14 protein-coding genes and 1 pseudogene are annotated in these 12,533 nt (G+C 27.9%); 11 read left to right on the top strand and 4 right to left on the bottom strand.

Annotated features, from left to right (window positions below; genetic code table 11):
• Window positions 1-30 precede the first annotated feature (30 nt).
• The 3 genes from ACWPW7_RS04090 to ACWPW7_RS04080 all read right to left on the bottom strand — a co-directional run bounded on the left by ACWPW7_RS04090 (window position 31) and on the right by ACWPW7_RS04080 (window position 3,642).
• Complete coding sequence (locus ACWPW7_RS04090; protein WP_454052492.1) at window positions 31-1,221, bottom strand: DUF3798 domain-containing protein; 1,191 nt, start codon at window positions 1,219-1,221, stop codon at window positions 31-33.
• 429 nt (window positions 1,222-1,650) lie between these two features.
• The gene (locus tag ACWPW7_RS04085) at window positions 1,651-3,237 is read right to left on the bottom strand and encodes an SEL1-like repeat protein (RefSeq protein WP_454052491.1); all 1,587 of its coding nucleotides are present in this window, start codon (window positions 3,235-3,237) and stop codon (window positions 1,651-1,653) included.
• A 174-nt stretch (window positions 3,238-3,411) separates the two neighbouring features.
• Window positions 3,412-3,642: a DUF1450 domain-containing protein gene (locus tag ACWPW7_RS04080; protein ID WP_291562317.1), complete on the bottom strand. Its 231-nt coding sequence runs from the start codon at window positions 3,640-3,642 to the stop codon at window positions 3,412-3,414.
• A 370-nt stretch (window positions 3,643-4,012) separates the two neighbouring features.
• On the opposite strand from ACWPW7_RS04080, the gene ACWPW7_RS04075 reads away from it, so the two are divergent.
• Entirely contained in the window at window positions 4,013-5,443 is a 1,431-nt protein-coding gene (locus ACWPW7_RS04075; protein ID WP_454052490.1) for a Na+/H+ antiporter NhaC family protein, read from the top strand.
• A 144-nt stretch (window positions 5,444-5,587) separates the two neighbouring features.
• Here ACWPW7_RS04075 and ACWPW7_RS04070 read toward each other — a convergent pair whose 3' ends face one another.
• The gene (locus ACWPW7_RS04070; RefSeq protein ID WP_291562323.1) at window positions 5,588-5,779 is read right to left on the bottom strand and encodes a ferredoxin; all 192 of its coding nucleotides are present in this window, start codon (window positions 5,777-5,779) and stop codon (window positions 5,588-5,590) included.
• Between the two features lie 269 nt (window positions 5,780-6,048).
• Here ACWPW7_RS04070 and ACWPW7_RS04065 point away from each other — a divergent pair, with 269 nt between their 5' ends.
• The 10 genes and pseudogenes from ACWPW7_RS04065 (at window position 6,049) to ACWPW7_RS04020 (ending at window position 12,431) form a co-directional block, all read left to right on the top strand.
• Entirely contained in the window at window positions 6,049-6,723 is a 675-nt protein-coding gene (locus ACWPW7_RS04065) for a TIGR04283 family arsenosugar biosynthesis glycosyltransferase (RefSeq protein ID WP_454052489.1), read from the top strand.
• A gap of 34 nt (window positions 6,724-6,757) precedes the next feature.
• On the top strand, window positions 6,758-7,048 hold the full coding sequence (locus ACWPW7_RS04060; RefSeq protein ID WP_454052488.1) for a hypothetical protein: 291 nt from the start codon (window positions 6,758-6,760) through the stop codon (window positions 7,046-7,048).
• A gap of 2 nt (window positions 7,049-7,050) precedes the next feature.
• Window positions 7,051-7,281, top strand: coding sequence for a hypothetical protein (locus ACWPW7_RS04055; RefSeq protein ID WP_454052487.1), 231 nt, complete (start codon window positions 7,051-7,053; stop codon window positions 7,279-7,281).
• 209 nt (window positions 7,282-7,490) lie between these two features.
• The gene (locus ACWPW7_RS04050; RefSeq protein WP_454052486.1) at window positions 7,491-7,751 is read left to right on the top strand and encodes a hypothetical protein; all 261 of its coding nucleotides are present in this window, start codon (window positions 7,491-7,493) and stop codon (window positions 7,749-7,751) included.
• A gap of 264 nt (window positions 7,752-8,015) precedes the next feature.
• Complete coding sequence (locus ACWPW7_RS04045) at window positions 8,016-8,801, top strand: TIGR04282 family arsenosugar biosynthesis glycosyltransferase (RefSeq protein WP_454052485.1); 786 nt, start codon at window positions 8,016-8,018, stop codon at window positions 8,799-8,801.
• The gene (locus ACWPW7_RS04040) at window positions 8,780-9,916 is read left to right on the top strand and encodes a heterodisulfide reductase-related iron-sulfur binding cluster (RefSeq protein ID WP_454052484.1); all 1,137 of its coding nucleotides are present in this window, start codon (window positions 8,780-8,782) and stop codon (window positions 9,914-9,916) included. Before ACWPW7_RS04045 ends, ACWPW7_RS04040 begins: the two co-directional genes overlap by 22 nt.
• Before the next feature lie 59 nt (window positions 9,917-9,975).
• Window positions 9,976-10,344, top strand: coding sequence for a TVP38/TMEM64 family protein (locus ACWPW7_RS04035; RefSeq protein WP_454052483.1), 369 nt, complete (start codon window positions 9,976-9,978; stop codon window positions 10,342-10,344).
• A 26-nt stretch (window positions 10,345-10,370) separates the two neighbouring features.
• A complete protein-coding gene (locus ACWPW7_RS04030; protein WP_454055464.1) occupies window positions 10,371-10,634 on the top strand; it encodes a TVP38/TMEM64 family protein in 264 nt (87 codons plus the stop codon).
• A gap of 44 nt (window positions 10,635-10,678) precedes the next feature.
• Window positions 10,679-11,364, top strand: a pseudogene (locus tag ACWPW7_RS04025) (TVP38/TMEM64 family protein).
• 275 nt (window positions 11,365-11,639) lie between these two features.
• The gene (locus ACWPW7_RS04020) at window positions 11,640-12,431 is read left to right on the top strand and encodes a nucleoside hydrolase (protein ID WP_454055463.1); all 792 of its coding nucleotides are present in this window, start codon (window positions 11,640-11,642) and stop codon (window positions 12,429-12,431) included.
• The last annotated feature ends 102 nt before the right edge of the window (window positions 12,432-12,533 follow it).

Raw genomic sequence — 12,533 nt, 5'->3', positions numbered from 1 at the left:
AGAGCTCTCCTTTGGAACCATAGATTGTTATTAGAAATTTATATAATCTGATAATAATAGATAATAATTATCATAAACTTTTCCTGATGCTTCATCTTTATATTTATAAAGTTCAAAAGGTTTATCTGTTAAAGATTTTAAAGTTTCTTCTATTTGACCTTGATCATTGTTTCCTTTAGACTTTCCTTCTAATACAGCTTTAGCATATTCTACTCCAGCTTCAACAAATAACATATTTACAGGTACTGGCCAAGTTGAAAATCTATCCTTTCCACCTTTTTCACCAATTTTGGTACCTATTTGCTCAACTATATAACTAACATCACCTTTTTTATCTTCTGGAATTTCTATTCCCAATGCACCTGGATATGCGTGATATGGAGATGGGCAACATTGTTGAGGGAATATACCTCCTTCTTGAAGTGTAGATTTAATTAAAGGTTCTTGCATTGAACAGTTAGTTGAGAAAAATGCTGTATCTTTTCCAAACTCCTTAATCTTTCTTGGAACATCTTCTAATATAAATTGTTGAGCTCCTGGAACTCCTGCATCACCCGTTGGATCTGGTGCTGTAGCATCAATAAACTTTATCCCCTCTTTTTCGCAGGCAGCCTTCATATTATCTCTTCTTTTAGCTAACATTTCATAAGACATATGCCTTGGAAAAGAATAGTGAACAAAAGTTTTTGCTCCCATTTTTTTACCTTGTTCAACCATTTTTGTTCCTATTCCCACATCATCAATTTGCAATACTACATCAGCTTTTGATGATATCATAGCTGGATCCTCTCCAGGAACTCCTGCTATAAATAGCATGTCTGGTCTGCTTTCTCTAACTTTATCAATTGCAGCACTGGCTCCCGGTACTGCTTGAACGAATACTATGGCTTTTACATCTGGATCAGCAGCTAAACTTAATGTATTAGCTATAGTTGTTTCCTGCTCCTTAGTAAAATTGTCTGGATATGTTTGTAGTACTATCATATCTCCATATTCAGCCTTTACTTTTTCTGCTGCTCTGTACTCTTCTTCTCCTTGAGAAACTGTACCGGTTATAACTCCAATTTTAAAATCCTTTTTCTCTTCTGTATTCTCTTGTTTTTGCTCTTGATTACTGGTATTTTCCTTATCTTTTTCACCAGTACTAGGTTTAGAACATCCCACAGTTCCAACTAGCATTGCCATTGATAAAAGGGCCGCTAATATCCTTTTCTTTAACATAATCCATCCTCCCCTTTATATTCTATAAATTTAGCTAATAATATAGAATATTAATTTTTATTCTAAATATTACTACATTATGCTACAAAAAGTGTTTACATTCTTTGAACTAATTGTGAATTAATTATAATAATTTGAAATTAATGTAAAACTTTCATCATATGTTAATTTTTTATTTAATATTTATACACATTTAAAAGTCAATTAAATTTATTTTTAAAAAATTGTAATTTTAATCTAGTGCAAGAATAAGAAAATATTAATTAATTATTTGGAAATATACGTAAAATAAAAAGTCTTAGAATAATTCTAAGACTTTCTAAATATTAATATTTTATTGTTAACGTTAAATTACTGAATAAATTTAAAAAATTATTTTACACTTTAAATATAATAAATTAATAATTTCTTTATAAGTTCTTTTTACCCTTAATTATGTAACTTTTCTAAAGCCTTTACTGCATCCCTATCCCCTAAATTAGCTGCTTTTTCATAAAGTTCTCTAGCCTTTTGCAAATTAATATCTACCCCTTCTCCATGTTCATACATATAAGCTAAATTAAAGTATCCAACGGCTACATGATTTTCTGCAGCTTTTTCATACCATTTAAAGGCCTCTTTATAATCTATTTCTATGCCTCTACCAAAATAATAAAAATCTCCAATAGCAGAAAGTGCCTCTACATCACCTAATTCAATAGCTTTTTCAAACCACTTTTTAGCTTCATTATAATCTTGTGGAGTAGCATTTCCTTTATAATAATACACTCCTACATTAAAAGTTGCTTGAATATGGCCTTTTTCTGAAGACAATTTATAATAATATAATGCTTTCTCATAGCTTTGAGGAACAGCATGTCCATTCTCGTACATTACTCCAATGTTATATTGGGCGCTTGAATCTCCTTTTTCTGCAGCTCTATTATAGTATTCTAGTGCTTTAGCATAATTCTTCTTCACTCCGCATCCATTATAGTACATATCTCCTATGCTTACTTCTCCATAAGTTTCTCCTTGCTCAACCATTTTTTCATACCACTTAAAAGCTTCTTTATAATTTTGCTTTACATCTACTCCTTTAAAGTAGGAATCTGCAATGGCTTTCTGTACATCTAAGCATCCTTGTGTTGCAGCCATCTTATACCATTTTAAAGCTTGATTTATGTCTTTTCTCACATAGGCCCCATCTCTATACATATTACCAATAGCAATTTGAGCCTCCTCATCACCATCTTTTGCCGCTTTCTTATACCATCTAAAGGCCTCTTTATAATTTTTTTCTATTCCTATACCATTATAATAAGAAAATCCTAAATTATATTTTGCATCTATATTTCCTTTTTCTGCAGCTTTTATTGACCAATATAATGCTTTTTCATCATCTTTTTCTACGCCCTGTCCTTCAAAATACATATCTGATACTCTAAGTATAGCAGCGATATATCCTCCTTCTGCTGATGATAAGTACCATTTAAAAGCTTCTTTATAATTAATTTCGATACCATGCCCACTATAATACATAGAACCTATATTATATTTTGCAATGATATTTCCGCTTTCAGCAGATTTTTTATACCAATTTAAAGCTTCCTCTTCGTTTACCTCTACACCTTCTCCATTATGATACATATAGCCTATATTTAATTGTGCATGTTCATTTTCCCTTTCTGCTACAACTTTATACCAAAGAAAAGCTTTTTCACAATCCTTTTCAGTACCTTCACCATTACAATACATATAAGCTACTGACATTTGTGCATATTCATCACCTTGTTCCGATGCTAATTTATATAATTCTAATGCTTTTTCGTAACTTTTTTCTATTTTATCACCATGATAATACATATCTGCCAATATAACTTGTGCTACTAAGTCTCCTTCCTCAGCAGCTTCAATAATTTTTTTATTCATATACTCTTTTCTTTTTATTCTAAACTTACTGATAGCTTTAATTAATAAAATACTACTACCAACAATTATTATAGTAATTGCTAACCATCTAGGTATAGATAACATTTAATGTCCCCCTTATTTATTAAAAATCTAATATACATTATTAATTATATTATAACAACTAAAAAATGTAATTATAAACAATATAAAAAAGTTTGCATTATTTAAAAACTTTTCCTATTATAATTATAACAATAGTTCCATTTATATATTATAAAAGAATATAATACACTATAATTAGTTATTATTTTGAATATCTATTATAGTTTCATACAATTCTTCAGGAGTTTCTGCTTCAATAAGTTCTGAGTCTATAACAACAAAATATTTTTCTGAACATATACTACATTGTCCTTGGCAAGATTCAATGTAAACATCTAAGTCTTTATACTTCTCTTCTAACTTTTCTATAATTTCTTCTAATCCCTTACTTACATTATTTTCACAAAAGAAAATCTCTTTTTCCATAATCTTAATCCCTTCTCAAAAATAAAATTTTATAAAATTATTATTTATACTTATCTTAAAAGTTATTCTATTTATTAAAAAAATTATCACAGAATCATCTTTCTATTCCAAATTCATTAATTGATAATTATTATCTTTTTAAATTATAGTTTTATGATTATACTTATATATAAGGTTGCTTAGTGAATTTTAATTTATACAATATTTTAATTTTTATGATAAAAATCGCTTCTTCAATTTAGTTCTCTATATAGTAACCAAATTAAATAATAAATATACTGTTGTTTAGTCTATTTATCTGAAATATATTCATAAGTTCAGGGGTATTTTAAGATTTTAAATTTAGGATTAAATAAAAAGGAGTATACAAATGAGTTATGGTATTTTTACTTTATTACCATCGCTAATATCAATACTACTTGCTCTTATAACTAAGCAAGTCATAATTTCCTTATTTGCTGGAATATATATTGGCGAGTTAATATTATCTGGTGGAGCATTATTGCCTTCACTAAATGCATCCTTAGAAAGAATAATATCTGTTTTTTCTGAAGGCTGGACAACTAAAACAATTATATTTTGTATATTTGTAGGTTCAATAATAACCTTAATTCAGGTTTCTGGTGGAGTTGAAGGTTTTGTTGATTACTTAACTACAAAAACAAAAACTGTTAAAAGTAGAAAAGCATCAATGATGCTTGGATATATTGTTGGAATAGTAATTTTTATAGAATCTACTATAACCTGTCTTGTTTCAGGAGCTATAGCTAGACCTGTTACCGATAAATACAATGTTTCAAGAGAAAAATTAGCTTATATAGTTGATTCTACATCTGCACCTATGTGCTCTATTCTCCCTTTTAATTCATGGGGTGCTACATTATTAGGAGTGATTTCTGCACAGATAGCTGCTGGAGTTATCTCTGGAAATCCTGTTCGAATATTAGGTAGAAGTTTATTATTTAACTTTTATTCAGTTATAACTATACTTTCTGTAGCTTTTTACATCCTTACTGATAAAGATTTTGGACCTATGAAAAGTGCGGAAATTAGGGCAAAAACTACAGGTGCAGTTATAAGAGAAGGTTCAACTCCCCTTATTTCTGATGATGTAACAGAAATTTCAACTAAAGATGGTGTTAAGCCTAATATGTGGAATATGATACTTCCATTAATAGTATTAATAGGAATGATTCCTCTAGGTCTTTATATAACTGGAAATGGCAATACATTAAATGGCTCAGGCTCAACTGCAGTATTTTGGGCTGTATTTACAACTATAGTTTTCTGTGGAATACTATATAAAATCAAAGGTATAATGAATCTAAATGAATTTATGGACTATACCTTTAAAGGTGCTAGTGGAATGTTACAAGTAGCTTCAATTCTTGTATTTGCTTTTGCCATTGGTAATGTAGTTGGAGATTTAAAAACAGGAGAGTTTATAGCAAGCACACTATCTGGAAAAATTAACCCTAGTCTTGTACCTGCTTTAATATTTGTGTTCTCTTCAATAATAGCATTTTCAACAGGGACAAGCTTTGGTACTTTTGCTATAATGACACCTATTGCCGTATCCATGTATGCAGGGCTTAATGCTAATCTATATCTTTGTATAGGTGCAGTAATTTCTGGAGGAGTTATGGGAGATCACTGTTCACCAATTTCAGATACAACAATAGTATCATCAATGGCAACAGCTTGTGATCATATAGATCATGTAAAAACTCAGTTACCCTACGCATTATTAAATGGTGCAATAAGCTTTGTTCTTTATATAATATTTGGATTTATGTTATAAAAGGTCATGACTAAATGTCATGACTTTTTTATTTAAAAATTAATAAGAAAAATTTAAAATCTATTTTAATTCCTCTTTTTATAACTACTTCTATTTTTTAAGTATAAAATAAAAGCCACTTGATATTTCAAGCGACTTTTAAAATTATTCTAGTACTGAAATTGCATTAGTTGGACAACCTTCTTCTGCTTCTTTAGCAGAGTCTAAAACATCTTTTGGTATTCCATCAACTTTAACTCCTGCTTTTCCATCATCTTCAAATTCAAAGACTTCTGGACACACACTTGGACATAATCCACAGGATATACATTCATCTTTATTAACTATTGCTCTCATATTAAGAATCCTCCTACATTTTTGATTATAATATAGAATTCCTCTAAACATTAATTTCTATACTAATAGATAAAAAAAGAACATTAACTAAACTATTTTTCTAAAAATCATTTTTTAAATTTTAATATAAAATAAAAATTATCTTTAGCTCTTTATTTTTAATAATTATTTAAAATTTCTATAGTTTATATGATATCTATAAATAAAATCTATAGGTAGTGTCTATATACTGTATGTTATAATAACCTCGTAATATAGGAGTGAATAACATGATTTCTATTATAATACCAACTTTTAATGAAGAAAATAATATAGAAAATTTACTTATAGAATTAAATAAAATTAAAGGTAATAATGAAATTATTATTGTTGATGGAGGAAGTAGTGATAAAACTATTGAAATTGCATCTAAATATGCTTTAACTTTAACTAGTTCAAAGGGTAGAGCAAACCAAATGAATGCAGGTGCAAAAATTGCAAAAGGTGATATACTCTGGTTTCTTCACTGTGATTCTCAAATACATAGTGATAGCCTTTCTTACATTGAAAAAACTATAGAAAAAAGTTTTATAGGTGGTGCTTTTTCATTAGACTTTTATGATGATAATAGGCTATTTTTAAAATACATAGCTAAGACTTCTACTTGGAGAGCTAAATACTTAAAGCTAATATTTGGTGATCAAGGAATGTTTTTAAAAAAAGATTTGTTTCTTAATATGAACGGATTTAAAAATATGCCTCTTATGGAAGATTGGGATTTCTCTGTAAGGTTAAAAAAACAAGGTAAAACAAAAATATTAGATTTACCTCTTAAAACCTCAGCTAGAAGATTTAAAAAAGGTAGTGCTCTTAAAACTCACTTATTTATGCATAAAATTAAACTTTTATATATTTTAGGCGTACCAACGGATAAGCTATCAAAAATGTACAAGGATATAAGATAAGCGCCTTCTTTAAAATAATTAAGTAGGAGGATATATGATTAATAAAATAAGAGAATATTTGTTTAAAACAGACCTTTGCCAGGTCTTAAACTTAAATAAAGAATTTAATATAAATTTCTTAGCTCAAGGTGAATATAACATAAACTATACTATTAGTGATGAAAATAAAAAATTCGTTTTTAGGATAAATACAGCTAGTCAGCTTAGATTAGAAAATCAGATAAACTATGAGTTTGAAGCCTTAAAAGCTATTGAAAAAAGTGGTGTAACACCTAAAGGTCTATTTGTTGATGGAACTAAAAATACTTTGATTTTGGTATTTTAGTTATGGAATTTTTAGAAGGAAGACCACTAAATTACTCTAGTGACTTAGAAATAGCTTCACATATATTTAGCAAAATACACTCAATTAATATCAATAATTTAAAAGAAAATAATTTTATTGTGGAGAATAATATTTTTAAAGATAGAATCTCTGAAAGTACATGGTTATTAGAGAATTTCTTTGCAAGCCCTATTCCTAGTAAAAAATTAAAAGCTTTTTTGCTAATTACTTAGAATGGTGTGATAAAAACCTTTATAAAGAAAGTTTTTTTGCTGAAAACTCTTGGAAAGTTATAAACAATACGGAAGTTAATTCCCATAACTTTATAATAGGTAAAAAAGGTTACCTTATAGATTGGGAGAAACCTGTTATAAGCCACCCTTGCCAAGACTTAACTCAATTTTTGGCGGATACCACTACCCTTTGGAGAAATAATTACATTATGAGTAAAGAAGAAAAAGAATTTTTCTTGAAGAGCTATGCAAATAAAGTTAATCATAGCCTTGATGAGATAAAAACCTCCATTGAAATGTACAACCCTTATCTGTATTTAAGAGCTCTAAGTTGGTGTGCTATGGCTTTTATTGACTACCGAACTGAAGATAAACTCCTTCGCAATGATGAAATTTTTAATAAAATAAAATCTTATTTAGATTTTGATTTCTTGTCAAACTTATTAAAACCATATGATATAAAGGTATAAATAACTATTAAAAACTTAATATAACTTTTTCTTAAATATTTTGGTAGACAACTTAAAATGATTGATAACTATTCACCTCAAGGGAACAGTTTAATTAATGAAGAATTAACAATGAAAAATTAAGAATTTTGGTTGAAATTAGTTTTAATCAAACTAATTTCTTTAATCATTTTTTATAAGAAGTTACTATGTAACTTCAAAAATAAATTAATTCTAAATTTCTCAGTAAAACTGAGAAATGTCCAAAATTGTGAATTTTGCATTGTGAATTGTGAATTGATGAAAGTAGGTGATATAAAATTGAAAAATGCTTATGTAATAATGACTAGAATCCCTGTGGCAGGAAAGACCAAAACTCGAATGATGCCTAATTTAAACGGAGAACAATGTGCAGAGCTTCATAGTTGTTTGCTGAAAGATTTGTTTGAAACAACTGATGCTTTGAAAGATGAAATAGATATATTTGTAGCCTATTCTGATGAAGGAAATATAAATTTATTAACTTCAATAGCTCCTAAGTTTATTAAGTTATTTCCTCAACAGGGTAATAACTTAGGCAAAAAAATGAATAATGCTATAAATTATCTATTAAATATTGGTTATGATAAAGTTGTTTTAACTGGCAGTGATATACCTAATATAAGTTCAGATATTATAGAAAATTCTTTTTTATATCTTAACAATTGGGATATTGTAATAGGTTCTACATACGATGGTGGATATTATCTTATAGGTTGTAGTGAATCTATAGATGATATTCTTTTATCACCAATAAGTTGGGGACAGGAAACGGTTTTTCAACGTACATTAACAATAATTCATAACAAAAATAAAAACTATAAATTAATAGAACCATTACAAGACATTGATACCATTGAAGATTTATTAAATTTTAAGAAATCTTCAATAGATAATAGTTATACCTTAGATTTTATTAATAATATTAAGGCATCTTCAAAAAATAATGATAAGTATATTATCCTATTATTTTCTTTCACATGCCTAATTTATAAAGAAAAGGAGAGTTTATGGAAAATAATTTTAATGTAATAAATTCAACAATAAACAATGTTTTTATAAGTTCTAAAGATAGATGTATTTCCTGTAAAAAATGCTTAAAAGTTTGTCCTTTTCTAGAAAAATACTGCAATACACCTAAGGAGCTATTAATAAATATAGAAAAAACTACATCTATTGATCCTATAGTTCCTTTTTCTTGTAGTCTCTGTGGATGTTGCAAAAGAGTTTGCCCAAAGAATATAGATCTAGGTGAAGTATTTTTTACTATGAGAAAAGAGATCTCTACCTATAATGGTGGAAAATCTCCACTTAAAGGTCACTCTGTTATGCATTTTCATCAAAGTTTTAGTAATTCCCCATTATTTAAAGGAATATATGGGGACAAAAAAGTTAAGAGACTATTTATGCCAGGATGCTCCCTATCTGGTTATAATCCAGATCTAGTTATAAAAATTTATAATTATCTCAATGAAAAATTAGGTCATACTGGATTATTACTTTATTGCTGTAGTAAACCTACTAAAGATTTAGGAGAAATAGATTTATTTAGAAAAAGATATGAATCTTTTATAAATGAAGTAAAAAGTTTTGGAAATGTAGAAATTATTACTGCTTGTCAATCTTGCTTTAGAGTTTTGAAAGAAGAAAGTACTGATATAAAAACTACTTCTTTGTGGAAGGTATTAAAAGAAATAGATATTCCCAAAGATTCAATTGGTAAAGGGAAAGACTGTAAATTAGAATTTTCTATTAAAGATTCCTGCCAAAGTTTAGATGATAAAGATATTGGTGACAGTATTAGATACATAGTTAATAGACTAGGATATAAACTAACGTCTTTAGATTTCACAAATTCTTGCTGTGGGTTTGGTGGACTTGTGCATACAGTTGACAGTAATCTTTCTAAGGCTATTAGAAATTCTTCTTTAGAAAAACTGGAAAGCAATAATATTATAAGTTACTGTGGAGGATGTCTAGGATCAGTAAACTTAACAGATAAAAAATCTTATCATATTCTAGATTTAATTTTTAAAGATAAAAATGAAATTGAATCTAGAAATAAATTAAATATAACTACATTAAATTCATGGAAAAATAGATATAAACTAAAATCTAAAATGAAGCATATTAAAAGAAATAAATAATCAATATGCTGTGATATTTTATTGTATCTTTAAAGCACATTATGAAAGGAGGAGAATAATTGAATAAAAAAATTGATAAGAAAAAATTCTTATTGTTTATTGGTTTAGTGATATTTTGTATTTTTCTCTTTAAAAATACTGAGTTTTTAAGAAATTATTCTTCAGAAGAAATTAAAAACTTTATAAACTCCTATGGAAAAATTGCTCCTATAGTTTATATAATACTTTTTGCCTCTATGCCCATTACAATATTTCCTGATGCCTTATTAGTAATTGCAGGCGGAATGGCTTTTGGAATTTTATATGGAACTATTTATACTATGATAGGTGCAATTTTAGCTTCTACTTTAGCTTTTGTGATATCAAGGTATTTTGCTAGAGATAGAGCAGAAAAATTTATGAAAGAAAAATTCAACTTTAACTTTTAAAAGAAAATCGTAATGAATTTCTTACTATTTTAATTCTAAGATTAATACCTTTAATACCTTTTGATGTTATAAGCTATGGAGCAGGGTTTTCCAAAATAAAATATAAAAATTTTATTTCTGCAACAATTTTAGGAATAATTCCTGGAGTAGTAGTTTTTACTAATTTAGGGGACAAGTCTCTAAATTTTAAATCTATTGAATTTTTATGTGCAATAGGACTACTAATAGCTTTACTTTTAATTTCATTATTGCTTAAGAAAAAAACAAAATATTTGATAGAAAGTGATTAGTCATCTCTTATTAAACAGATTAATTTCAAGAGAGGGATTGTGATATGAAAAATAAATTTAAGAAATCAACTATATACAAATTATCAGTGCTAGTAGTTTTACTTTTAATTTATTTCCTTGTACCACCTGTTAAAAATAATATTAATCACGTTGTGGTGCTATTATCTACCTTAAATATACCTGCTGTGAAGGACTATATTATTTCTTTTGGTATATGGGGTCCGTTAATTTCTATAATACTTATGATGTTTCAATCTATTGCAGCTCCTTTACCTGCCTTTGTTATAACCTTTGCTAATGCTTATGTTTTTGGCTGGATGTGGGGGCAGTTATTTCTTGGTCTGGTGCAATGTTAGGTGCAATACTTTGCTTTTACATAACTAAAATTTATGGAAGTACAGCTGCTGAAAAATTTGTTTCATCTAAACTTTTAGATAAAACAGATAATTTTTTTGATGAATATGGAAATTACGCTATATTAATTGCTAGATTACTCCCTTTTATATCCTTTGATGCTGTAAGCTATGCTGCTGGACTTACTAATATGGAATTTTGGTCTTTCTTCTGGGCAACAGGAATAGGACAACTTCCTGCAACTATTGTTTATTCAATACTAGGTGAAAATATAGATCAAATGGCGAAGTTTGGACTTGGAATTGTAACAGGGTTTATAGCTCTAGTAGCATTTGGTCTTGCTATAAAAAAATATGTATATAGTAGGCATCTTTAAAAAAATAACTAATCAGTATGCTAGCCTATTTTGTGTCATACTTTGTTGTCAGAACCCACTGATAGCGTAATAACTATCAGTGGAGCCTGTCGCCTTGTCTAACGCAAAATATTCGTCACATCTTTGACCAGTTATTTTATTTCAGATACCTTATAAAAAAACAAATTATTGATGGTTAATTTGGAGGTAATTATGCATAAAATTATATATGATTGCGATAATACAATGGGAGTTGTAGGTTGCGATGTAGATGATGGTCTTACTCTACTTTATCTATTAGGGAGGAAGATGTTTATTTACAAGGTTTAACCCTAACCTATGGAAATAATACTATAGATGTAGTTTATGAAACTACTATGAATATGATTAAAGAATTAAATATTAATCATATAAAAGTATTTAAAGGAAGTGAAGATCATCAGAATAGAATTAGCGAAGCTAGTAAATTTTTAGCTAACACAGTGAAAGACAATCCTAAAGAAATTACAATATTAGCTACAGGTGCATTAACTAATTTATATGGTGCTTATCTTTATGACAATGGCTTTTTTACAAATGTAAAAGAAATAGTGTTAATGGGAGGAGTAACTTCTCCACTAATAATACATGGGCATAAAGTGGATGAATTAAATTTCTCTTGTGATCCTGAAGCTTCACATAAGGTTTTATCCTCTGAAGCAAAAGTTTCAATATTAAATGGTCATACTACTATGGAAGCCATCTTTGGTCCTAAAGAATTATTAAAATTAGAAACTGATTCTAATAAACTATTTAAATATATATTAGAAAAAATAAATCCTTGGTGTGCATCTATGGAAAAGCTTATGGGTGTTAAAGCCTTTTGTAACTGGGATGCAGCTGCTGCCATATATATCACCAATCCCGAACTTTTTCAAAATGAAACTGTAATTATAAATTCTTCCGTTGAGGATTTAAAAAGTGGATATTTAAATTTATGTGAAGATGGTAAAAAAATTTATATGCCTTCCTCAATAATAGATTTAGAAACCTTTAATGAAATATTAATTAAAGGATTTATAAATACAAATAATAACCTATACATCTAAGAAATAATAAATCAAAAATATCTTAATATTAATTTTGTGATAAACTGAAAGACGTGAGTTTCCTCACGTCTTTTAGTACTTTTTTAGGCATATGAAATAAAA

It is taken from the genome of Clostridium sp. Marseille-Q7071 (genome assembly GCF_965112025.1).
Note: the sequence above shows the minus strand (reverse complement) of the source record. Positions and strands in the feature narration are given on the sequence as shown.